The sequence below is a fragment of the Saccharothrix sp. NRRL B-16348 genome, from assembly GCF_001280085.1.
Taxonomy (GTDB): domain Bacteria; phylum Actinomycetota; class Actinomycetes; order Mycobacteriales; family Pseudonocardiaceae; genus Actinosynnema.
Genome location: NZ_LGED01000113.1, coordinates 105,538 through 128,649, shown reverse-complemented (window position 1 = coordinate 128,649; position 23,112 = coordinate 105,538). Strand labels below are relative to the sequence as shown.

At 72.7% G+C, this 23,112-nt stretch carries 19 protein-coding genes; 14 read left to right on the top strand and 5 right to left on the bottom strand.

What is annotated here, in order from left to right; genetic code table 11:
* Positions 1–145: 145 nt before the first annotated feature.
* The 3 genes from ADK67_RS12120 to ADK67_RS12110 are packed head-to-tail and all read left to right on the top strand — an operon-like array spanning position 146 to position 3,518.
* Positions 146–1,459 carry a hemolysin family protein gene (locus ADK67_RS12120; RefSeq protein ID WP_053716499.1) on the top strand — a complete coding sequence of 438 codons (1,314 nt, stop codon included), beginning with the start codon at positions 146–148 and terminating at the stop codon, positions 1,457–1,459.
* The gene (locus ADK67_RS12115; RefSeq protein WP_053716498.1) at positions 1,456–2,502 is read left to right on the top strand and encodes a hemolysin family protein; all 1,047 of its coding nucleotides are present in this window, start codon (positions 1,456–1,458) and stop codon (positions 2,500–2,502) included. The genes ADK67_RS12120 and ADK67_RS12115 overlap by 4 nt, the downstream gene beginning before the upstream one ends.
* Before the next feature lie 29 nt (positions 2,503–2,531).
* Positions 2,532–3,518, top strand: a complete 987-nt coding sequence (locus tag ADK67_RS12110; protein ID WP_053716497.1) for a sporulation protein — start codon at positions 2,532–2,534, stop codon at positions 3,516–3,518.
* Between the two features lie 68 nt (positions 3,519–3,586).
* On the opposite strand, the gene ADK67_RS12105 is transcribed toward ADK67_RS12110, so the two are convergent.
* Positions 3,587–5,551, bottom strand: a complete 1,965-nt coding sequence (locus ADK67_RS12105; protein ID WP_053716496.1) for a heavy metal translocating P-type ATPase — start codon at positions 5,549–5,551, stop codon at positions 3,587–3,589.
* A gap of 89 nt (positions 5,552–5,640) precedes the next feature.
* Between ADK67_RS12105 and ADK67_RS12100 the strand changes: the two genes are divergently transcribed.
* On the top strand, positions 5,641–6,021 hold the full coding sequence (locus ADK67_RS12100; protein WP_053716495.1) for an ArsR/SmtB family transcription factor: 381 nt from the start codon (positions 5,641–5,643) through the stop codon (positions 6,019–6,021).
* A gap of 10 nt (positions 6,022–6,031) precedes the next feature.
* On the opposite strand, the gene ADK67_RS12095 is transcribed toward ADK67_RS12100, so the two are convergent.
* The gene (locus ADK67_RS12095; RefSeq protein WP_053716494.1) at positions 6,032–7,366 is read right to left on the bottom strand and encodes an MFS transporter; all 1,335 of its coding nucleotides are present in this window, start codon (positions 7,364–7,366) and stop codon (positions 6,032–6,034) included.
* A gap of 58 nt (positions 7,367–7,424) precedes the next feature.
* Between ADK67_RS12095 and ADK67_RS12090 the strand changes: the two genes are divergently transcribed.
* The gene (locus ADK67_RS12090; RefSeq protein WP_053716587.1) at positions 7,425–7,781 is read left to right on the top strand and encodes an ArsR/SmtB family transcription factor; all 357 of its coding nucleotides are present in this window, start codon (positions 7,425–7,427) and stop codon (positions 7,779–7,781) included.
* 183 nt (positions 7,782–7,964) lie between these two features.
* Here ADK67_RS12090 and ADK67_RS12085 read toward each other — a convergent pair whose 3' ends face one another.
* The gene (locus ADK67_RS12085) at positions 7,965–8,255 is read right to left on the bottom strand and encodes a DUF3040 domain-containing protein (protein WP_053716493.1); all 291 of its coding nucleotides are present in this window, start codon (positions 8,253–8,255) and stop codon (positions 7,965–7,967) included.
* Between the two features lie 184 nt (positions 8,256–8,439).
* Between ADK67_RS12085 and ADK67_RS12080 the strand changes: the two genes are divergently transcribed.
* A complete protein-coding gene (locus ADK67_RS12080) occupies positions 8,440–10,524 on the top strand; it encodes a HelD family protein (protein ID WP_053716492.1) in 2,085 nt (694 codons plus the stop codon).
* A 12-nt stretch (positions 10,525–10,536) separates the two neighbouring features.
* Here ADK67_RS12080 and ADK67_RS12075 read toward each other — a convergent pair whose 3' ends face one another.
* Positions 10,537–11,442, bottom strand: a complete 906-nt coding sequence (locus tag ADK67_RS12075; RefSeq protein WP_053716491.1) for an oxidoreductase — start codon at positions 11,440–11,442, stop codon at positions 10,537–10,539.
* 132 nt (positions 11,443–11,574) lie between these two features.
* On the opposite strand from ADK67_RS12075, the gene ADK67_RS12070 reads away from it, so the two are divergent.
* From ADK67_RS12070 to ADK67_RS12040, 8 genes are all read left to right on the top strand, one after another.
* Positions 11,575–12,456: a helix-turn-helix domain-containing protein gene (locus ADK67_RS12070; RefSeq protein ID WP_053716586.1), complete on the top strand. Its 882-nt coding sequence runs from the start codon at positions 11,575–11,577 to the stop codon at positions 12,454–12,456.
* A 221-nt stretch (positions 12,457–12,677) separates the two neighbouring features.
* A complete protein-coding gene (locus ADK67_RS12065; RefSeq protein ID WP_053716490.1) occupies positions 12,678–14,705 on the top strand; it encodes an APC family permease in 2,028 nt (675 codons plus the stop codon).
* 64 nt (positions 14,706–14,769) lie between these two features.
* Entirely contained in the window at positions 14,770–14,904 is a 135-nt protein-coding gene (locus ADK67_RS54575) for a hypothetical protein (RefSeq protein WP_269435990.1), read from the top strand.
* Positions 14,901–15,002 (top strand): K(+)-transporting ATPase subunit F, encoded by a 102-nt coding sequence (gene kdpF / locus ADK67_RS12060; RefSeq protein WP_053716489.1) that lies wholly within the window; start codon positions 14,901–14,903, stop codon positions 15,000–15,002. The genes ADK67_RS54575 and kdpF overlap by 4 nt, the downstream gene beginning before the upstream one ends.
* Complete coding sequence (kdpA, locus tag ADK67_RS12055) at positions 15,002–16,624, top strand: potassium-transporting ATPase subunit KdpA (protein WP_053716488.1); 1,623 nt, start codon at positions 15,002–15,004, stop codon at positions 16,622–16,624. The genes kdpF and kdpA overlap by 1 nt, the downstream gene beginning before the upstream one ends.
* The gene (gene kdpB / locus ADK67_RS12050; protein ID WP_053716487.1) at positions 16,621–18,672 is read left to right on the top strand and encodes a potassium-transporting ATPase subunit KdpB; all 2,052 of its coding nucleotides are present in this window, start codon (positions 16,621–16,623) and stop codon (positions 18,670–18,672) included. Before kdpA ends, kdpB begins: the two co-directional genes overlap by 4 nt.
* A gap of 6 nt (positions 18,673–18,678) precedes the next feature.
* The gene (locus ADK67_RS12045) at positions 18,679–19,212 is read left to right on the top strand and encodes a potassium-transporting ATPase subunit C (RefSeq protein WP_053716486.1); all 534 of its coding nucleotides are present in this window, start codon (positions 18,679–18,681) and stop codon (positions 19,210–19,212) included.
* A gap of 53 nt (positions 19,213–19,265) precedes the next feature.
* Positions 19,266–21,827 (top strand): DUF4118 domain-containing protein, encoded by a 2,562-nt coding sequence (locus tag ADK67_RS12040; protein ID WP_053716485.1) that lies wholly within the window; start codon positions 19,266–19,268, stop codon positions 21,825–21,827.
* 22 nt (positions 21,828–21,849) lie between these two features.
* Here ADK67_RS12040 and ADK67_RS12035 read toward each other — a convergent pair whose 3' ends face one another.
* Positions 21,850–23,058, bottom strand: coding sequence for a serine hydrolase domain-containing protein (locus ADK67_RS12035; protein ID WP_053716484.1), 1,209 nt, complete (start codon positions 23,056–23,058; stop codon positions 21,850–21,852).
* Between the last annotated feature and the right edge of the window lie 54 nt (positions 23,059–23,112).

Genomic DNA, 23,112 nt, shown 5'->3' with positions numbered 1-23,112 from the left:
GTCACACCTCCACTCGCTCACAGTCAACCGTACAGTTGTACGTGCTACCGTGAAGTATGCCTGATAGCGCTGATACGGACGGTTGTAGTAGTGGGCCGGGTGGGACCCGGCTGATCAAGGATTCGCCCCGGGGGACGGGTGCGCCGTGTTGATCTTCACCGGCCTGCTCGTGATCGTGGCCCTCACCGTGGCCACCGGGTACTTCGTGGCCCAGGAGTTCGCCTACATGGCGGTGGACCGGGGCCGGTTGCGGCAGCTGGCCGAGGGCGGTGACAAGGCCGCCGAGCGGGCCCTGCGGGTCACGCGGAAGTTGTCGTTCATGCTCTCCGGCGCCCAGTTCGGCATCACGGTGACCGCGCTGCTGGCGGGTTACGTGGCCGAGCCGTTGCTGGGTACGGGCCTGGCGGACCTGGTCGGGCTGACCGGCTTGTCGCCCGCCGTGTCGGTGTCGCTGTCGATGGTGGTCGCGCTGGTGGTCGCCACGGTCGTGCAGATGGTGCTGGGCGAGCTGCTGCCCAAGAACTTCGCCATCGCTCGGCCCGAGGCGTTGGCCAAGGCGTTGAGCGCCTCCACGCTGGTCTACCTCAAGGTCGCCGGTCCGGTGATCCGCCTGTTCGACGCGGCGGCCAACCGGCTGCTGCGCGCGGTGGGCATCGAGCCGGTGGAGGAGCTGCCGCAGGGCGCCACGGCGGAGGACCTGAAGCAGATCATCGGCGACGCGAGCAGCGAGGGTCACCTGGACCCGGAGTTGTCGCACCTGCTGGAACGCGGTCTCGGCTTCCGCGAGCTGGTCGCCGAGCAGGCCATGTCCCCGCGGGTGGTGGTGCACTCGGTGCGCGCCGACGAGCCGGTCGCGCGGGTGGTGGAGCTGTTGGACACCGGCCACTCCCGGTTCCCGGTCTTCGGCCACGACCGGGACGACCTGCGCGGCGTGGTCGGGTTGGCCGAGGTGTTGACCGTGGCGCCCGAGCGGCGCGCGGACACGCCGATCGGCGACGTCGCCTCGCCCGCGCTGGTGGTGCCCACGACGTTGCCGCTGCCCGCCGTGCTGGAACGGCTGCGCGCCGAGCGCCGGCAGCTGGCGTGCGTGGTGGACGAGTTCGGCGGCTTCGCCGGCGTCGTCTCGCTGGAGGACCTGGCCGAGGAGCTGGTCGGGGAGATCCACGACGAGGACGACCTGGTCGAGGACGTCATCGAGCCGTTGGGCGCGGAGGTCTGGCGGGTGCCCGGCCGGATGCGGGTGGACGAGATCGCCGACGCCACCGGCGTGGAGCTGCCCCGGCACGACAGCTACGACACGGTGTCCGGGCTGGTGCTGAGCCGGCTGGGGCGCACCGCGCGGGTGGGTGACGAGATCGAGGTCGACGGGGTGTCGCTGCGGGTGACCGCGGTCGCCCGGAACGTGCCCTCGACCGTCGTGCTGGGCGTTCCGGCCGCGGTCCGGGAGGACGCGCGATGAGCACCACCTGGTCGTTGCTGATCTCGCTGGTGCTGTTGGCGGCCAACGCGTTCTTCGTGGCCGCCGAGTTCGCGCTCATCGCGGCCAAGCGGCACCGCCTGGAGCAGGACGCCGAGACCAGTCGTGCCGCCCGTGCGGCCGTGGCGGGTGTCCGGGAGCTGTCGTTGATGCTGGCCGGCGCGCAGTTGGGCATCACGCTGTGCACGCTCGGGTTGGGCGCGCTGGCCAAGCCCGCGGTGGCCGACCTGGTCGACCCGCTGCTGCTGGCCGTCGGGCTGCCGTCGGGTGTGTCGTACGCGATCGCGTTCACGCTCAGCCTGGTGCTGGTGGTGTTCCTGCACATGGTCGTGGGCGAGATGGCCCCGAAGTCGTGGGCGATCTCCCACCCCGAGCGGTCGGCGGTGCTGCTGGCGCTGCCGTTCCGGGCGTTCGCGCACTCCGTGCGATGGGTCCTCAGTGGACTCAACCGCACCACGAACGCGTTGCTGCGGCTCGGGAAGGTCGAGCCGCAGGACGAGCTGGCGCAGGCGCACCGGCCCGACGACCTGCGGATGCTGGTGCGCCAGTCCGCCGAGCACGGCCTGATCCCCGAGGGTCAGCAGCGGCTGCTGACCCGGATGCTGCAGTTGCAGAACACGACGGTCGCCCAGGTCATGGTGCCCGTCGAGGACACGGTGAGCGTGTCCGAGCACAGCAGCGCGTTGGCCATCGAACGCCGCAGCCGTGAATCGGGGCGTTCCCGGTTCCCGGTGCTGGACGTGCACGGCCGGTTCGTCGGGCTGGTCCACATCCGGGAAGCCGTGCGGGCCACCGCGCAGCGCCGCCGGGCGACCGCCCGCGACCTGATGGCCCCCGCGGTCACCCTGCCGGCCGCCATGCCGGTGGCGGGCGCGGTCACCGCGATGCGCGCCGAGCGGGCCCAACTGGCGTTGGTGTCCGACCCGGAGGACCGTGTCATCGGCATCGCGGCCTTGGAAGACCTCCTCGAAGAGCTGATCGGCGACTTCGAGGACGAGACCGACACCTTGCTCCGCACCACCTGAACACCCACCCTCCCGGAGGAATGAACCCGATGTTCAAACGGTTGCTCAGCGCGTTCGGCGTCGGCGGACCGTCCGTCGACACCGTCCTGGACACCCCGCACGCCACCCCCGGCCAGGTCGTCACCGGCCAGGTCCGCATCCAGGGCGGCAGCAACGACGCCCAGATCGACCAGATCGTGCTGTCGCTCGTCACGCGCGTCGAGGTCGAGCACGGCGACCACGAGTTCGCCGGTGTGTCGGAGTTCCTGCGCGTCGTGGTCGCCCAGGGCGTGCGGGTGCCGGCCGGTCAGCCGATGGCGGTGCCGTTCCAGCTCCCGCTCCCGTGGGAGACCCCGATCACCGCGGTCGGCGGGCAGCCCCTGCCCGGCATGACCGTCGGCGTGCGCACCGAGCTGGTGATCTCCGGCGCTCCCGACAAGGGCGACCTGGACCCGCTGCTGGTCGGCCCGCTGCCGTCCCAGGACCGCGTGCTCGACGCGTTCGGGCAGCTGGGTTTCCAGTTCCGCAGCGCGGACGTGGAAGCGGGCCGCATCCGCGGCGTCCAGCAGGAACTCGGCTTCTACCAGGAGATCGAGTTCTTCCCGCCCGCCCAGTTCGCGGGGCGGATCAACCAGGTCGAGCTGACCTTCGTCACCAACCCGCACGAGCTCGTGGTGGTGCTGGAGGCCGACAAGCGCGGCGGCATGTTCTCCTCCGGCTCGGACGCGTTCGGTCGCTTCCACGTGTCGCACCAGGACGCGGTCAACACCGACTGGGCCGGCGCCATCAACCAGTGGATGGCGCAGATCGCCGAGCGCGGCGGCCACTCCGCGTTCGGCGGGCAGTACGGCCAGCCCGGTTACGGCCAGCCGAGCCACGGGCACCACGGCGGTCACTACGACGACGACCACCACCACGGGCGTCGCGGTCCGGGGATGGGCGCGGTCGTCGGTGGCGTCGCGGCCGGCGTGGTCGGCGGCATGGTCCTCGGCGAGGTCGTGGAAGAGGTCTTCGAGGACGACGGCGGCGGGGAGTGACCGCTCCACCGACCGCTTGACCGCACGAAGGCCGTGGCACCGCGCCACGGCCTTCGTGCGTCCCGGGATCAGCCGCGGTCGGCGGCCCGGCGCCAAGCGGTGTCGCGCAGCAGGCGGAGGCCGTTGAGGCCGACGATGACCGTCGAGCCTTCGTGCCCGAGGACGCCCAGCGGCAGCGGCAGGGTGCCGATCAGGTCCCACAGGACCAGTCCGGTGATGAAGACGCCGGCGATGACGAGGTTCTGCACCACCAGGCGGCGGGCGGCCCGGGAGAGCGCGACGACGGCGGGGACGGTGGCGAGTTCGTCCCGGACGATGACCGCGTCCGCCGTCTCCAGCGCGAGGTCGGAACCGGCGCGGCCCAGGGCGATGCCCGTGTGCGCGGCGGCCAGGGCGGGTGCGTCGTTGACGCCGTCCCCGATCACGAGCACGTGCCGCCCGGCCCGCTCCTGCTCCCGCACCGCGGCGACCTTGTCCTCGGGCAGCAACCCGGCACGGACGTCGGTGATGCCCACCTCGGTGGCGAGGCGGGCCGCCGCACGCGGGTTGTCGCCGGTGAGCAGCATCGGCGGGCGGCCGGTGAGCGCGGTGAGGGCGGTGACGGTCTCCGCCGCGTCGGGGCGCAACCGGTCGGCGATGCCGAGCACGCCGACCGCCGTCCCGTCCCGCAGCACGACGACCGCCGTGCGGCCACCGCCCTCCAACTCCGCGACGACCGCGTGCGCCTCCGTGTCGAGGCCGTCGAGCAAGCGGGCGGGTGTGCCGACGACGACCGCGTGGCCGTCGACGGTCGCGGTGACGCCGACGCCGGGGGTGGAGCCGAAGTCGCCTGCCTCGGGCACGGCGAGGCCGCGGGTGCGGGCGGCGTCGACGACGGCGCGGGCGAGCGGGTGCTCGCTGGGGCGTTCGGCCGCGGCGGCCGCGGTGAGCAGGGCGTCCTCGTCCAGGCCGGCGCCGTCGAGCGGGCGGACGTCGGTCACCCGCGGCGTGCCCTCGGTGAGGGTGCCGGTCTTGTCGAGCGCGACCGCGTCGACCTGCCCGAGGCGTTCCATGACCACGGCGGACTTCACCAGCACGCCGTGCCGCCCGGCGTTGGCGATGGCCGACAGCAGCGGCGGCATGGTGGCCAGCACCACCGCGCACGGCGAGGCGACGATCATGAACGTCATCGCGCGCAGCAACGCGCCGGTCAGGTCGTCGCCGAACCCCAGCGGGACGAGGAACACCGCGAGCGTGGCGACGACCATGCCGAGCGAGTAGCGCTGCTCGACCTTCTCGATGAACAGCTGGGTCGGCGCCTTGGTCCCGGACGCCTCCTCGACCATCGCCACGATCCGGGCGATCACCGAGTCCGACGCGTCGCGCCCGACCCGGACGCGCAGGGCTCCCGTGCCGTTCAAGGTGCCGGCGAACACCTCGTCGCCGGGCTCCTTGGCCACCGGCAGGGGTTCGCCGGTGATGGTGGCCTGGTCCACCTCACCGGCGCCGGCCAGCACGAGACCGTCGGCGCCGACCCGTTCGCCGGGCCGGACCAGGATGACGTCGCCCACCGCGAGCGCGGCCGTCGGGACGGTCTCCTCGGACCCGTCGACGTCCAGGCGGGTCGCGGTGTCGGGCGCCAGGTCGAGCAGCCCGCGCACGGCGTCCTGGGTGCGCGCGGTGGCCAACGCCTCCAACGCGCCCGAGGTGGCGAAGATGACGATCAGCAGCGCGCCGTCCATCACCTGCCCGATCGCCGCCGCACCGAGCGCGGCGACGATCATCAGCAGGTCCACGTCCAGGGTCTTCTCTCGCAGGGCCTTCAGCCCGGCCCAGCCGGGTTCCCAGCCTCCGGTGACGTAGGCGATCGCGTACGCGGGCCCCCACAGCCAGGCCGAGGCTCCGGCGAGTTGCAGCGGCAGCGCGATCAGGAACGCGACGGTGGCCGCGGCCGCCCAGCGGGCCTCCGCGAGCGCGAGCACGCGGGTCCGACGTCGGGGGGCTGCTGGCCGGCGCGTGGTGGGTGCCGGGTGCTCGGCGAGGGTGGCAGACATGGGGCGGTGATCCTCCGCGTTGGCGACGTCGCCAAGATACAGGAACATATGAATAAGTCTTCATTCGTTCCTGAACGTAGGATGGGCGCATGGGCCATCGAGTGGTCGCCGGCGGCGACAACGCCGTGCCGCGCACGAGGCTGGACGCGGCCGGTGCGGCGAAGGTGGCGACCACGCTCCAGGCCCTGGCCACGCCGTCACGGCTGCTGATCCTGTCCCGGCTCAGGGAAGGGGCGCTGCCGGCCACCGAGCTGGCCGCCGAGGTCGGCCTGGAGCAGTCCGCCTGCTCCCACCAGCTGCGCCTGCTGCGCAACCTCGGCCTGGTCGTGGGCGAGCGGCGCGGGCGTTCAGTGGTCTACGCCCTCTACGACCACCACGTCGCCGAACTCCTCGACCACGCCGTCTACCACGTCGAACACCTGCGCCTGGGCCTCAGCGACGCCCGGCAGGACGTCGTCGCCGAGAGCTGACCCGCCGGGCTCACGCGGGCCAGCGGGCGTGGAGGTCGTCGATCCGGTACGGGTGCGCGTGCCGCCAGTGGCCGTCGACCAGGTCGGCGTCGGCGAGGTGGTCGTGTCCGTGGTCCAGGTCGTGCTCGTGCTCGACCAGCTCGGGGTCGCGTGCCGGCCAGAACCGGACCGCCAGCGCGGTCGCGGTGGCCGTGATCGCGGCGAGGGCGGCGAGCGCGACGGGCATCCCGGCGGCGGTGGCGAGCCACCCGGCGAGCGGGTAGCAGAGCAGCCAGCACGCGTGGGAGAGGGAGAAGTCGGCGGCGAACACGGCGGGCAGGTCGGCGGGGTGCGCCGAGCGGCGCAGCAGCCGGCCGCCGGGGGTGAGGACGAGGGAGCTGCCCGCGCCGATCAGCGCCCACAGGGCGAGCAGGGCGGCCCAGCGCGAGTCGTCGAGCAGGGCGGTGACGGGGATGGCGAGCAGCAGCACGGCGGCGAGCGCGGCGCAGGCGCGCAGCATCACGACGCGATCGGCGAACCGGTCGAGGATCGCGGGCAGGGCGAACGCGGCGACGAGCGAGCCGAAACCGTTGGCGGCCAGGGCGACGGCGACGGCGGTGTCGTCGCGCCCGAGCAGGTCGCGGACGTAGGTGACGGTGTTGACCAGGACCATCGACCCGGCCGCGGCGACCGCGAGGTGGACGGCGAGCAGGCCGCGCAGCCGGGGCGTGGCCAGGTAGATCCGGACGCCCTTGGTGGTGGCGGCGATCGTCCGGTCGCCGGGACGCGGCTCGCGGCCGGCGGGCAGCGCGGCGGAGACCACCAGCAGGGCGGAGCCGACGAAGCCGATCGCCGTGCCGACGAACAGGTCGTCGGCGGCGACCAGGGTGAGCACCGCGGCGGCCAGCAGGGGGCTGAGCAGGCTTTCCAGGTCGTAGGAGAGGCGGGACAGGCTCAGCGCGCGGGTGTAGTCGCGTTCCTCGGTGAGGATCTCGGGGATGGTGGCCTGGAAGGCGGGCGTGAACGCGGCGGACGCCGCTTGCAGCAGGAAGATCAGCAGGTAGACCTGCCAGACCTGGTCGACCCACGGCAGGGCGAGCGCGATCCCGGCGCGCACGAGGTCGAGTGCGACGAGCAGCGTCTTGCGCGGCAGCCGTGCGGTGAGCGCGCTCGCGATCGGCGCGACGCCGACGTAGGCGACCATCTTGATGGCCAGCGCGGTGCCGAGGACGGCGCCGGCGTCGGGCCCGGCCAGGTCGTGGGCGAGCAGGCCCAGCGCGACGGTGGCCAGACCCGTGCCGACGAGGGCGACCGCCTGGGCGGTGAACAGACGTCGGTACGTGCGGTGGGACAGCACGGCGAGCATCGGGTGCACCTCCAGTCGGGCTGGCGCTTCGCCTGGTTCGCTGAGACCATACGTGCTCATGTATGCACGCGACGACGTTGCAACAACGCATGACTGGCAACAGCTACCCACTGGCGGGCACGTGGACGCGGCCGTGGACGGCTTCCGGATGCTGGCCGACCCGACCCGGTTGCGGATGATGTGGCTGCTGTGCGGGTCCGAGTACGACGTGACGACGTTGGCCGAGGCGGTCGGCACCGCGCGGCCGGCGGTGTCGCAGCACCTGGCGAAGCTCAAGCTGGCGGGGCTGGTGTCACTGCGCCGCGACGGCCGCCGTGCCGTGTACCGGGTGCGCGGTGGTCACATGCGACGGTTGTTGGGCGAGGCGATCGAGGCGGCCGACCACCGGGTGACGGGCCGCCCCGACCACGACTGATCTTGGAGGCTCGGGTGGACAAGCGCGTTCAGGCCGTTCTGATCGTGGCGGCGGTGGTCCTGGTGCTGGTGGCCGGCTACGTCGTGGCGGCGAACTTCTAGCCTGCCCACGACGACCGGGACGTTCCGCCGCCGGGCTGCACTGGACCACCCGCCGAACCCGTCGGGTAGCGGCCGGTCCGGGTTACGGGCGCCGGTGGGCGCGCCAGGCACGGGCCGCGACGGCGGCGGGGAAGGCGGTGATGACGACCGCGCCGAGCGCGATCAGCGGCACCGAGGACAGGGTCACGCCGGCGATCACGGCCAGCAGACCCACCACGTAGGTGGCGACCAGGGCCGCGCCCAGCAGCACCGGCCGCGGGATGCGGTGCCACGAGCGCGTGTGGTCGAGTCGGGCGGCGAAGCGGGGATCGTCTTCGGCCAAGCGCTGTTCGATCTCCGCCAGCGCGCGTTCTTCGCGGTCCTGCAGTCCCATCTCCGCTCACCTCCGTGCCAGGGCCGGGTGGCTACGCCTCAGTGTCGCCCAGGACGGAAGCGGCCCGCCACCTCTCGATTGGCATTGCCGCGGGCGGCTGAGGTCGCGGGGAAGAACAAGACTGCACCTTCACGAGTTCGCCGTGCACCCTCGACGGCATCGGTGATCGAGTCGTGGGGGCGCAGTGGTCGGCAGTGAGATCGAGATCGAGCAGGAGCACCTGACGGGCCTGTACGCGCGGGTGGACGCCCTGCGGGACGAGGCGGCGGCACGCCTGGCGACCGCACGGCGGGCCGGCGCGGACCGGGACGCGGTCGCCGTCTGGGAGGCGGAGATCACCCGTCTGGACGCCGCGGCGGACGGGTTGTGCTTCGGGCGGATGGACCTGCGTGACGGGCGCCGGACGCACATCGGCCGGCTGGGGCTGTTCCGGGACGGGGACGACGAGCCGTTGTTGGTGGACTGGCGGGCACCCGCGGCGCAGGCGTTCTACACGGCGACGGCCGCCGCTCCCCAAGGCGTGCGACGACGGCGTCGCATCACCACGCGTGGCCGGACGGTCACCGCGCTGGACGACGAACTGCTCGACCAGGACGACGCCGAGACCGACGGCAGCCTGGTCGGGGAGGCGGCGATGATGGCCGCGGTGACCGCGGAGCGGACCGGGCGCATGCGGGACGTCGTCGCGACCCTGCAGGCGGAGCAGGACCGGATCATCCGGAACGAGCACCGCGGGGCGCTGGTCGTGCAGGGCGGTCCGGGCACGGGCAAGACGGCTGTCGCGCTGCACCGCGTCGCCTACCTGCTCTACCGGCACCAACACCTGCGCACCCGCGGCGTCCTGGTCGTGGGGCCCAGCCGGATCTTCCTCGACTACATCGGCCAAGTCCTGCCCGGCCTCGGCGAGCACAGCGTGGTGACGGCCACGATCGCCGACCTGCGCCCCGGCGTCGAGGTCAGCCGGGTGGACCCGCCCGGAACCGCGGCGCTCAAGGGCAGCGCGGTCATGGCGGACCGGCTGGCCGCCGCCGTGCGGGCGCGGATCAGGGTTCCCGACGAGCCGGTCGAGGTCGAGTTCGAGCGGCAGGTGCTGCGGCTCGACCCGGACACCTGGCGCCGTGCCGTGCGGAAGGCCGGGCGGACCGGGCTGCCGCACAACCAGGCCAGGCTGGTCTGCCACCGGGAGGTCGTGGAGGTGCTCGCCCAGCGGCTGGTCGAGGACATGGAGGCCGTGGTGCTCACCGACACCGGCGAGGCGATCGACGGTGGCAGCGCCGACGGCAAGCTCGGCGAAGCCGACCTGCGCGCGTTGGCGGCGGCGGGCGTCGTGATCGGCCAGGACGATGCCGGCGGCGGGGGAGACATGCTGGACGCGACCGACGAAGCCGCTCTGCGGGACGCGCTGCTCGCCGACACCGGGGTCCAGACCGCGCTTGACCGCCTGTGGCCGCCGCTGACCCCGGAAGGCGTGGTGGCGGACCTGCTCGGCGAGCCCGGACGGGACTGGAGCGCCGCGGACGTCCCGCTGCTGGACGAGGCGGCGGCCCTGGTCGACGGCGACCACCGGCACGCCGACGGCCGGGCGACCTTCGGCCACGTGGTCGTCGACGAAGCGCAGGAACTGTCCGGGATGGCCTGGCGGATGCTGATGCGCCGGTGCCCCACCAGGTCGATGACCATCGTCGGCGACCTCGCCCAGACCGGGGACCCGGCCGGCGCCTCCTCGTGGGAAGACGTGCTGCGCCCGCACGTGGGCGACCGCCTGCGACTCGTCCAGCTCACCGTCAACTACCGCACGCCGGCGGAGATCATGGCCGCCACCGCCGACCTGCTCGCCGCCCACCACCCCGGTGCGCGGCCACCCCGGTCGGTCCGCTCGACCGGCGAACCACCGTCGCGCGTCCGCACGACCGCCGCCGAACTGCCCGACGTCGTCGCCGAACTGGCCGGGACGCTCACCGGCGGCCGACTCGCCGTCATCGCCCCGCCGACCCACCTCGGCTGCTTGGCTGCCGCGCTGTCCCTCACCACGCCACCGGACACGCCCCCGGACCTGACGAACCCGGTGGTGCTGCTCACCCCCGGCCAGGCCAAGGGCCTGGAGTTCGACTCGGTCCTGATCGCCGACCCGGCCACGATTCTCACCTCCGCGCCGCTGGGCCACAACGACCTGTACGTCGCCATGACCCGGGCCACCCGGCGACTGGTCGTCGTCCACCCGGGCCCGCCACCGGCCGAACTGACGGCCGTGCACGAACTTCCGCGTTGACGCGGGCCGGGGTCAGAGGTAGCTCACGCCGGTCAGCTTCTCAGCCGCCGCCCAGAGCCGTGCGCCGACGGCGGGGTCGGCCGCCTCCGCGCTGAGCCGGGCCTCGGCGACGGGCCCGCGCGTCTCCCAGAGCCGGGACGGCCCGTAGAACCGGCCGCCCGGCACACCGGGTTCGGTCGCGGCGCGCAGTTGCGGCAGCGCGCCTTGCTCCACCGACTGCGTGACCGCCAGGCCGAGTCGGGCGATCACCCGGCCGAGCCGGCCGCGGTGTTCCCAGGCGCGCGGGGTCAGGTTGGTGCGGGTGAGTCCGGGGTGGGCGAGCACGCTGCGGGTCGGTGACCCGGCGGCGCGCAGCCGGCGGTCCAGTTCGACGCCGAAGACCGTGGTGGCGAGCTTGGACCGGCCGTAGGCGGGAGCGGCCCGGTAGCCGCGCTCGAACATCAGGTCGTCGAAGTCGAGGTGCGCGTTCTTGTGGGTGATCGAGCTGAGGCCGACCACGCGGGCTTCCCGGCCGGCGGCCAAGGCGTCGAGCAGCAGGCCGGTCAACGCGAAGTGGCCCAGCAGGTTGGTGCCGAGGTGCAGTTCGAAGCCGTCGGCGGTGGTGCGGCGCGGGCCGAGCAGGACCACACCGGCGTTGTTGACCAGCAGGTCGATCGCCGGGTGGTCGGCGGCCAGCTTCGCGGCGAACACGCGCACCGAGTCGAGGGAGGCCAGGTCCAGCTCGCGCACCTCGACGTCGCCGCCGATCCGGCGGGCCGCCCGCTGGCCGGCGGCGGTGTCGCGGACGGCGAGCACGACGTGGGCGCCGTGCCGGGCCAGCTCGGCGGCGGTGACGAGGCCGAGACCCGAGTTCGCGCCGGTCACGACGGCGACCCGCCCGTGCTGGTCGGGGATGCGGTCGGCGGTCCATCCGGTCATCTGCTGCTCCTGGAAGCGTCGGGGGTGCTGGACTCCGACGCTAGGAGCGATCCGGGCCGGCTCGGTCGGCTTCCGTTGCCCAGGTCTGCGAGACCTACCTTGGGCGGCCGGCGGAACGGCACACTGGCGGGCATGGACAGCCGTCATCCGTACGCCCGTGAGCTCGGTGACTTCCTGCGCGCACGGCGCAGCCGGCTGCGGCCGCACGACGTGGGCCTGGAGCCGGGCGGTCGCCGCAAGGTCAGCGGGCTGCGCCGCGAGGAGCTGGCCCTGCTGGCCGGGCTGAGCACCGACTACTACCAGCGGATCGAGCAGGGCCGCGAGGTGCGCCCGTCCGACGACGTCCTCGACGCGCTCGCCGCCGCGCTCGGCCTCGACGCCGAGGAACGCCGGCACCTGCTCACCCTGGCCCACGCCGCCCGCCGGCCGGTGCCCGCGCGGGTGACCCGCGACCCGGAACGGGTGCCGGACAGCACCCGCCGGCTGCTGCGCGTGACGGACACCCCGGCGGTCGTCCTCGGCAGGCACCTCGACCTGCTCGACTGGAACCCGCTGGCGGAGGCGTTGCTCGGCTCACCGGACACCTACCCGCCCGACCGGCTCAACATGCTCCTGCTGCTGTTCGACGACACGCGGACCGGCGAGCGGACCTGCCCGGACTGGGAACGGCAGGCGCTGGACTACATCGGCATGATGCGCGCCGCCGTCGCCACGGACCCCACGCACCCGCGCGCGACCGCGATCGTCGGCGAGCTGAGCATCCGCAGCGCCGAGTTCCGCCGGCTGTGGGCCCGGCACGACGTGCGCGGCTCGGTCAGCGGCACCAAGACCTTCCGGGTGCCCGAGGTGGGCGAGATCGTCCTGGACTGGGACACCTACCCGCTGCCGGGCAACCCCGGACCGGTCATGCTCGTCTTCACCGCCGAGCCGGGCAGCGCCGACGCTGACCGCCTGCGACTCCTGGCGTCCTTGCACGCGTCCCGGTCGAGGGCCGCCGACCAGCGCTTCTCGTAGCGCCCCGGGGTGCCGGAGTGATCGACGACACCCCGGCATCAGGATCGCGTAAGGAACCGTCGTCACGGGTCGACCGGCTCCGCCGGCCTCATTAGGGTCCGCCCGGCGGAGGTGCGACGTCCGCGGTACGACTGCGCACCCGCCGCGGACGACGACATCCTGATCCTGACCGGTCCTGGTCGCGTCAGGCCGGACCGAGACCCCTGAGGTTCCCTGCCTCCATGCCGAAGCTCGCCTCCGTCGCCAAGCGGCTCCTGGTCGGGCGGCCGTTCCGCAGTGACCGCCTGTCGCACACCCTGTTGCCCAAGCGGATCGCGCTGCCGGTGTTCGCCTCCGACCCCATGTCCAGCGTGGCGTACGCGCCGGAGGAGATCCTGCTGGTCCTGTCGGTCGCGGGGGCGTCGGCGTACGTGTTCAGCCCGTGGATCGCGGTGCTGGTCGCGGTGGTGATGGCCGCCGTGGTGGCGTCCTACCGGCAGAACGTGCGCACCTACACGTCCGGCGGTGGCGACTACGAGGTGGCCACCGTCAACCACGGCCCGAAGTGGGGGCTGGTGGTTGGCAGCGCCCTGCTGGTCGACTACGTGCTGACGGTGGCGGTGTCGATCGCGTCCGCCGCGGCGAACATCGGCTCGGCGGTGCCGTTCGTGGCGTCGCACAAGGTCGAGTTCGCCGTCGGCGCGATCGTGGTGCTCACCGCGATGAACCTGCGGGGTGTGCGGGAGTCGGGCACCGCGTTCGCCATCCCCACCTACGCGTTCGTCGTCGGCATCCTCGCCATGATCGTGTGGGCGTTGGTCCGCGTGTACGTGCTGGGCGGTGACGTGCGGGCGGAGAGCGCCGACTTCGAGCTGGTGGAGGAGCACGGCGGGTTGGCCGGGCTCGGGTTCGCGTTCCTGGTCCTGCGCGCGTTCTCGTCCGGCAGCGCGGCGTTGACGGGGGTGGAGGCGATCAGCAACGGCGTGCCCGCGTTCCGCAAACCCAAGGGCCGCAACGCCGCCGTGACCCTGCTGATGATGGGTGTGCTGGCCGTCACCATGTTCCTGGGCCTGATCATGCTGGCCGGGCTCACCGGCGCCCAGGTCGCCGAGGACCCCGCGCACCAGCTGGTCGGCGCGCCCGCGGGCTACGAGCAGAAGACCCTGGTCGCCCAGCTCGCCAACGCCGTGTTCGCCGGGTTCCCGCCGGCCACCTGGTACGTCATCTTCTTCACCGGCCTGATCCTGGTGCTGGCCGCGAACACGGCGTTCAACGGCTTCCCGGTGCTCGGCTCGATCCTCGCCCAGGACCGCTACCTGCCGCGCCAGCTGCACACCCGCGGCGACCGGCTGGTGTTCTCCAACGGCATCGTGTTCCTCGCCGGGTTCGCGATCGTGCTGGTCATCGCGTTCGACGCCGAGGTCACGCGGCTGATCCAGCTCTACATCGTCGGCGTCTTCATGTCCTTCGTGATCAGCCAGAGCGGCATGATCCGGCACTGGGCCCGGTTGCTGCGCACCGAGGACGATCCCGCGGCACGGCGGCGGATGCGCCGTTCGCAGGCGGTCAACGCGTTCGGCTTCACCATGACCGCGCTGGTGCTGGCCGTCATCCTGATCACGAAGTTCACCCAGGGAGCGTGGATCTCGCTGGCGGCCATGGCGGCCATCTACGCGTTGATGAGCGCGATCCGCCGCCACTACCAACGGGTGAGCGACGAACTCCAGGAGGACGACGACGACCCGCCGGTGAGGCTGCCGTCCCACAACCACGCGATCGTGCTGGTGTCCAAACTGCACCGTCCCACCAAGCGGGCGTTGGCGTACGCCAAGGCGGTGCGGCCGGACCGGCTCGAAGCCGTCACCGTCAACGTCGACGACCGGGACACCCGGGAACTCGTCGCGAAGTGGCACGAGCAGAACTTCTCCATCCCGCTGAAGGTCATCGAGTCGCCGTACCGCGAGATCACCAAACCGGTGCTGGACTACGTCAAGCGGATCCGCACCGACAACCCGCGCGACGTCGTCACCGTGTTCCTCCCCGAGTACGTCGTCGGGCACTGGTGGGAACAGCTCCTGCACAACCAGAGCGCGTTGCGGCTCAAGGGCAGGCTCCTGTTCCAGCCCGGCGTCATGGTCACCAGCGTGCCCTGGCAGCTCGCCTCCTCGGCCAAGGTCCACGACCGTCCCGCGCCGGCGCCGGGAGCCGTCCGCCGCGGGCTCGACACCGAGGACGGCGGCCGGCCCGTCAACAACGCGTCAAAGACCTGATCGAGGGCGTCAAGGACGCGTCAGACCGTCGGGCGGCGCCCGCGGGTCGATGCACTCTTCTCCGGTGATGCGGTTCCGACGGTGGATCGCGTGGAGTCGGAGAGGGGCAACGCTCATGGCCGACGTGGCCTATGCGCTGCTGTCGATCGGTGTGTTCCTGGTGTTGGCGCTCGGTGTGCGCGGTCTGGAGCGGTGGTGAGCGGCACGGGCGTGGTGGCGAACGTGGTCGGCGGTGTGGTGGCCCTGCTGCTGCTCGGGTACCTGTTCGTCGCGTTGGTGCACCCGGAGAGGTTCTGATGTCCTCGACCGGAGCCGGCCTGCTCCAGGTCGGCGTGCTCCTCGTCGCGCTGGCCGTCGTGCACCGGCCCTTCGGGGACTACATGGCTCGCGTGTACACCAGCGCCGAGCACACCGGGGTCGAACGGGCGGTCTACCGGGTGGCCGGGGTGGACCCGGACTCGGAGCAGCGCTGGAGCGCCTACGCGCTGGGCGTGCTCGGGTTCTCGTTCGTCGGCGTGGTGCTGCTCTACGTGGTGCAGCGGGCGCAGTCGTTGCTGCCGTGGGACTTCGGCCGGGGGAACGTGCCGCCGGCGGTGGCGTTCAACACGGCGGTCAGCTTCGTGACCAACACCAACTGGCAGTCCTACGTGCCCGAGACCGTCATGGGGCACAGCGTGCAGCTGATCGGCCTGACGGTGCAGAACTTCGTGTCCGCGGCCGTCGGCATGGCCGTCGCGGTCGCGCTGGTGCGCGGGTTCACGCGGCACCGGACGGACCGGCTGGGCAACTTCTGGGTGGACCTGACGCGCGGGGTGCTGCGGATCCTGCTGCCCGTGGCGTTCCTCTTCGCGATCGTGCTGGTGGCCACCGGCGTGGTGATGAGCCTGAAGTCCGGTGTGGACGTCGACGGGCGGACCGTGGCCCTCGCGCCGGTGGCGAGCCAGGAGGCGATCAAGGAGTTGGGCACCAACGGCGGCGGGGTGCTCAACGCCAACTCCGCCCACCCGTTCGAGAACCCGAACGCCTGGTCCAACCTGATCGAGGTCTTCCTCCTCCTGGTGATCCCCGTGTCGCTCACCCGGACCTTCGGCACGCTCGTCGGTGACCGCAGGCAGGGTTACGTGCTGCTGGGCGTGATGGGCGTGCTGTGGAGCGCGGTGCTGACCGTGATCTGGGCCGCCGAGGCGCACGGGCTGCGTCCGCTGGAGGGCAAGGAGTTGCGGTTCGGCGTCCCCGGCAGCGCGCTGTTCGCCAACTCGACCACGGCCACGTCCACCGGTGCGGTGAACTCGGCGCACGACAGCTTCACCGGCCTGGGCGGCGGGGGAGCGTTGCTGAACATGCTGTTCGGCGAGATGACGCCCGGCGGTGTCGGCACCGGCCTCTACAGCATCCTGGTGATGGCCGTGATCGCGGTGTTCCTGGCGGGGCTGATGGTCGGCCGCACGCCGGAGTACCTGGGCAAGAAGCTGGGGCGACGCGAGGTGACCGCGGCGGCGGTGTCGATCCTGGCCATGCCGACCGTGCTGCTGCTCGGCGCGGGCGTGGCGGCGGTGCTGCCGTCCACGCGGGGCGCGCTGAACAACCCCGGCGCGCACGGCCTGTCCGAGATCCTCTACGCCTACGCCTCGGCGTCGAACAACAACGGCAGCGCGTTCGCGGGCCTCACGGCCACCGGCGACTGGTTCCAGGCGTCGTTGGGCGTGTGCATGGCGTTGGGGCGGTTCGTGCCCGTCATCGCCGTGCTCGCGCTGGCCGGCTCCCTGGCCGCGCAGCAGAAGGCGCCCGTCACCGCGGGCACGCTGCCCACCACCGGACCGCTGTTCGGCACGCTGCTGACCGGCTCGATCGTGCTGGTGGCCGCGCTGACCTTCGTGCCCGCTCTCGCCCTCGGTCCCATCGCGGAGGCCTTGCAGTGACCATCACCGACCGTCCGCGGCGCACTCCCGAGGAGATCCGCGAACGCCACGCCCACGACCCGCGCCACGGGGGCGCGGCGGGCGTCTTCAGCCCCCGGCAGCTGCTGACCTCGTTGCCGGACGCGCTGCGCAAGCTCGACCCGCGCCACCAGGCCCGCAACCCCGTCATGTTCGTGGTCTGGGCCGGCTCCGCGCTCGTCACGGTGTTCGCGATCGGCGACCCGGGCGTGTTCACGGTGACCGTCGCCGCGTGGCTGTGGGCGACCGTGCTGTTCGCGAACCTGGCCGAAGCCGTCGCCGAGGGGCGGGGCAAGGCCCAGGCCGAGTCGCTGCGCAAGACGAAGACCGACGCGGTCGCCCGGCTGACCGACGGCCGCACCGTGCCCGGCGTCGAGCTGGTGGTCGGCGACCTGGTCGTGGTCGAGGCGGGTGAGGTGATCCCCGGCGACGGCGACGTGGTCGAGGGCATCGCCACCGTGGACGAGTCCGCGATCACCGGCGAGTCCGCGCCGGTGATCCGCGAGTCGGGCGGCGACCGGTCCGCCGTCACCGGCGGCACGACCGTGCTGTCGGACCGGATCGTCGTGCGCGTCACCGCGAAGCCGGGCGAGACGTTCGTGGACCGGATGATCGCGCTGGTCGAAGGCGCGCGGCGGCGGAAGACGCCGAACGAGGTCGCGCTGACGATCCTGCTGTCGACGTTGACGATCGTCTTCCTGCTCGCGGTCGTGGCGCTGCAGCCGTTCGCGGTGTACTCCGGCGGCGAGCAGTCGGTGATCGTGCTGACCGCGTTGCTGGTGTGCCTGATCCCGACGACGATCGGCGCGCTGCTGTCCGCGATCGGCATCGCGGGCATGGACCGGCTCGTGCAGCGCAACGTGCTGGCCACCTCAGGCAAGGCCGTGGAGGCCGCCGGCGACGTCGACACGCTGCTGCTGGACAAGACCGGCACCATCACCTGGGGCAACCGGCGCGCCACCGAACTGATCCCGGTCGCCGGCACGCCGCTGGACGCGCTGGTGGACGCCGCCCGGCTGTCGTCGTTGGCCGACGGCACGCCCGAGGGGCGCAGCGTGGTCGAGTTGTGCGCCGCCGAGCACGGCCGCTCCGCCGTGGCCGACGAGCACGAGAAGAGCGGCGAGTTCGTGCCGTTCACCGCGCAGACCCGGGTCAGCGGCGTCGACCTCGACGGCCGGCGCGTCCGCAAGGGCGCGGCGAGCGCGTTCACCCTGGACGAGTCGACCAGGACCGTGGTGGACGGGATCAGCGCGGCCGGCGGCACGCCGCTGGTCGTGGCCGAGGACGACGTGGTCCTGGGCGTGATCCGGCTGTCCGACGTGGTCAAGCCGGGGATGCGGGAGCGGTTCGCCGAGCTGCGCGCGATGGGCATCCGCACGGTCATGGTGACCGGCGACAACCCCCTCACCGCGAAGGCGATCGCGGCGGAGGCGGGGGTGGACGACTTCCTCGCCGAGGCCAGGCCCGAGGACAAGATGGCGTTGATCCGCCGTGAGCAGGAGGGCGGGAAGCTGGTCGCGATGACCGGCGACGGCACCAACGACGCGCCCGCCCTGGCCCAGGCCGACGTGGGCGTGGCCATGAACACCGGGACCTCGGCCGCCAAGGAGGCCGGGAACATGGTCGACCTGGACTCCGACCCCACCAAGCTGATCGAGATCGTGGCGATCGGCAAGCAGTTGCTGATCACCCGCGGCGCGCTGACCACGTTCAGCGTGGCCAACGACCTGGCGAAGTACTTCGCGATCCTCCCCGCGATGTTCGCCGCCATCCACCCGCAGCTGGACCGGCTCGACGTCATGCGCCTGGGCTCGCCGCAGTCGGCGATCCTGTCGGCGGTGATCTTCAACGCGCTGATCATCGTGGTGCTGATCCCGCTGGCCCTGCGCGGCGTCCGCTACCGGCCCTCCGGCGCGTCCGCGCTGCTGCGGCGCAACCTGCTGGTCTACGGCCTGGGCGGCGTCGTCACGCCGTTCGCCGGGATCTGGCTGATCGACCTCCTCGTCCGACTCATCCCCGGAATCGGGTGACCGCTCGTGAACGCGCTCGTCAGACAAACGCTTGCGGGACTTCGGGTCCTGCTCGTGCTCACCGCCATCACCGGCGTGCTCTACCCCGCCGCGGTGTGGGGCGTGTCCCGGCTGCCCGGACTGCACGCCAACGCCGAGGCCGTCGACACCACGCTCGTGGCCGTGCCGCGCGAGGGCGACCGGTGGTTCGTGCCCCGTCCCTCGGCCGCCACGCTGCCCGCCTCGGGCGGCTCCAACAAGGGCGAGCGCAACACCGACTACGACGCCGTCGTCGCCGAGCGTCGCACCGAGGTCGCGCGGCGTGAAGGTGTGACCGAGGACCGCGTGCCGCAGGACGCCGTCACCGCCTCGGCCTCCGGCCTGGACCCGCTGATCAGCACCGCGTACGCCGACCTCCAGGTCCCGCGCGTGGCCAGGGCGAACGGGCTGGGCGAGGACCGGGTGCGGGAGCTGGTCGCCGAGCACGCGGAGGGCCGCTGGTCCGGGGCGCCCGACGTCAACGTCACCGCGCTCAACCGGGCGATCGACACCGAGGGATGAACGGACGGCACCTGACGCCATCGGGGACCTCGGCGACAGCGCACACTGAGGCCGTGGAAGGCAAGCGCAAACGCGGAGAGCTGCGGATCTACCTCGGCGCCGCGCCCGGCGTCGGCAAGACCTTCGCCGTGCTCGGCGAAGCCCACCGCCGCCGTGAACGCGGCACCGACGTGGTGATCGGGCTCGTGGAGACCCACGGCCGGGACAAGACCGCCGCCCTGGTGGACGGGCTGGAGGTCGTCCCGCGCCACGAGAGCCACTACCGGGGTGCGACCGTCAGCGAGATGGACGTCGACGCCGTGCTGGCCCGTGCCCCGGAGGTGGCGGTGGTGGACGAGCTGGCGCACACCAACGCGCCCGGCTCCCGCAACGCCAAGCGCTGGCAGGACGTCGAACAGCTGCTGGAAGCGGGCATCGACGTGCTGTCCACGGTCAACGTCCAGCACCTGGAGTCGCTCAACGACGTGGTCCGGCGCATCACCGGCGTCGAACAGCGCGAAACGGTGCCCGACGAGGTGGTGCGGCGGGCCGACCAGGTGGAACTGGTCGACATCACCCCCGAAGCGCTGCGCCGCCGCCTCGCCCACGGCAACGTCTACGCCGCCCACAAGATCAACGCGGCGCTGGGCAACTACTTCCGGGTCGGCAACCTCACCGCGTTGCGCGAGCTGGCCCTGCTGTGGGTGGCCGACCAGGTCGACGTGGCGCTGCAGCGGTACCGCACCGAGCAGCGCATCACCGACACCTGGGAGGCCCGCGAACGCGTCGTCGTGGCCATCACCGGCGGCCCGGAGAGCGAAACGCTCATCCGCCGGGCCCGGCGCATCGCCGTCCGGGCCGCCGCCGAACTGCTCGTCGTCCACGTCCTGCGCGGCGACGGGCTCACCGGGCCGCCGCCGGACTCCGTCACGGCACTGCGCAAGGTCACCGAGAACGTCGGCGCGACCTTCCACACCGTGGTCGGCGACGACGTGCCGACCGCGCTGCTGGAGTTCGCCCGCGGCGTCAACGCCACCCAGCTCGTCCTGGGCACCTCGCGCCGCTCGCGCCTGGCCCGCGTGTTCGACGAGGGCATCGGCTCCACCGTCGTCCAGGCATCCGGCCCGATCGACGTGCACATGGTCACCCACGAGGAATCCCGCCGCGGGTTGAGCTGGCGCCTCGACCGCAGCGTGCTCGCCCTGTCCCGCCGGGTCCTGGGCTGGGCGCTGGCGCTGCTGCTGCCCGCCGCCGTCACCGGCCTCGGCCTGCTGACCAGGGACGAGGTGTCGTTCTCCACCGACCTCATCGGGTTCTTCCTGGCCACCGTGGTGGTGGCGCTGGTCGGCGGGCTCGGCCCGGCGGTGGGCGCCGCCCTGCTGGGCGCGGGGCTGCTGAACTACTTCTTCACCGAGCCGTACTACAGCGCGGCCGTGGCGACCCCGGAGAACCTGATCACGCTGATCGCGATGCTGGCCGTCGCGGTGCTGGTGGCCCTGGTCGTGGACCGGGCGGCCAGGCTGTCGGAGCAGGGCGCGCGGGCCCGCACCGAGGCCGCGCTGCTCGCCTCCTACGCGCGCACCGTCCTGACCAGCCCGCACCCGCTGGCACGGCTGCTGGAGAAGGTGCGGGAGAACTTCGGCCTGGAGTCGGTGGCGCTGCTGGAGCGCCACGACGGCGAGTGGGAGCGCGTCGCCTGCGTCGGCCCCCGACCGTGCGACGAGCCCGACGACGCCGACATCGACGTGCCCGTGACCGCGGACGTCCACCTCGCGCTGCGCGGCCGCACGCTCCCCGCCGGCGACCAGCGGGCGTTGGAGGCCGCCGCCGGGCAGGCCCTGCTGGCGTTGCGGCAGCAGCGCATGGCCGCCGAGACCGCCGACGCTCAACGCCGGGCGGCGACCACCGAACTGCGCACCGCGATCCTGTCCGCCGTCGGCCACGACCTGCGCACCCCGCTGACCTCGATCAAAGCCGCCATCGGCAGCCTGCGCGACCCGCACCTGCGCCTGTCCGCCCAGGACACCGGGGACCTGCTGGAAACCGTCGAGCTGTCCGCCGACCGGCTGACCGGGCTGATCGACAACCTGCTCGACTCCTCACGCCTGGCCACGGGTGCGGTCGCGCCACGGCTGCGGCCGGTCAGCTACGACGAGGCCGTGGGCCGCGCGCTGGCCGGCATCGACGAACGCGCGACCGTCGCCGTGGACGTGCCCGAAGACCTGCCGCCCATCGCCGCCGACGTCGGTCTGCTCGAACGCGTCGTGGCCAACGTCGTGGACAACGCCCTGCGCCACGGCAGGCTCACCCCGCGCCGCACCGTCGACGTGGACGGCGACGGCCGCATCACCACCGACGAACCCGAGATCGCCCTGCGTGCCAGCGCCCACGGCGACCAGGTCGAGTTGCGCGTCGTCGACCACGGCCCCGGCCTGCCGAAGAACACCGCGGACACCGTCTTCGCGCCCTTCCAACGGCTGGGGGACCGGGACAACATCCCCGGCGTCGGCCTGGGTCTGAGCGTGGCCAAGGGGTTCACCGACGCGATGGGCGGCACGATCACCGCCGAGGACACCCCCGGCGGCGGCCTGACGATCGTGCTGTCCTTCCCCGTGGCCGAGCCGACGCCGGTGTGACCCGGGTCAGCCGCCCGGCGGTCTATCCGCGGCAGAACACCACGTCGAGCAGCCGGTTCAACGCCTGCGGGAACTCCGCCGCCGGGTTGTTCTCGGCGTCCCCGGTGGTGATCGAGGCGGTCAGGGTCCTGCTGCCGTCGGGCGTGCTGTACATCAGGGCCGCGTAGCCGTTGACGCTGCCGTTGTGGTTGAGGAGGGTGCCGACGCAGTCCGGGCCCGTGTCCTGCACGTAGAGCCCGAGGCCGTAGCGGCCGAAGAGGCCTTCGCTGCGGGGGTGCGGCGTGCGCATCTCGGCCAGGAGCGGTGCGGGCAGGAGCTTTCCGCTCTGCAGCGCGGAGAAGAACGTCCGGAGGTCTTCGGTGGTCGAGATCATGTCGCCGGCGCTGGAGATCCAGGTGGGGTTCTGGCGGGTGACGTCGACCGTCTGCCACTGGCCGCCGTCCTCGTACCGGTGGTAGCCGTGGGCGTGCGGGCCGGGGATCTCCGGCGAGGCGCCCGGCACCACGGTGCCCCGCAGCCCGAGGGGCCGCAGGATCCGACGCTTCATCTCCTCGGCGTAGGAACGGCCCGCGACCTCCTCGATCAGCAGCCTGGCCAGCACGTAGTTCGTGTTGGAGTAGCTCCAGTCCGTTCCCGGCTCGAACCGCGCCGGCCTGGCCAGCGCCAACCGCACCAGCTCGTCCGGCTGGTAGGTGTGGAACCGCAGGTCCACCCACTCCTTGCCCTGCCAGGGGATGCCCGGCACGACGGTCCCGTCGGGGTAGTACTCGCCGGTGAAGTTGAACACCCCGCTGGTGTGCTGCAACAACATCCGCGCCGTGATCCGCCGGTCCAGCCCGAACCGCGGCAGGCGGTCGGCCACCGGGGCGTCCAACCCGACCCGGCCCTCGGCCACCAGTTGCAGCAGCAGGGTCGCCGTGAACGTCTTGGTGGCACTGCCGATCCGGAACCGCCCGTTCGTCGGCGGCTTCGCCGTCCCGCCCAGCTCACGCACCCCGGCGCTGGTGACCCAGTCGCCCCGCTCGTCGTGCACGCGCAGCTGCACCCCGGCGAAACCGGCGTCGACGAAGGACTGGACGGCCTGCCGCAGCTCCGGGCGGTCCGGCCCGGCCGACGCCTCCGGCACCGCGCCACCGGCTGCCGTCACCCCGGTCACCAGCGCCACCGCGAGCGCCGCGACCCCCACTCGACGAGCCGATCGCGACCCGTGGAACCTCGTTGAGTTGCTCATGGCGACAACCATCACCGCCTGCCCTGACACCGAACGGTCACCACCCTGACACCG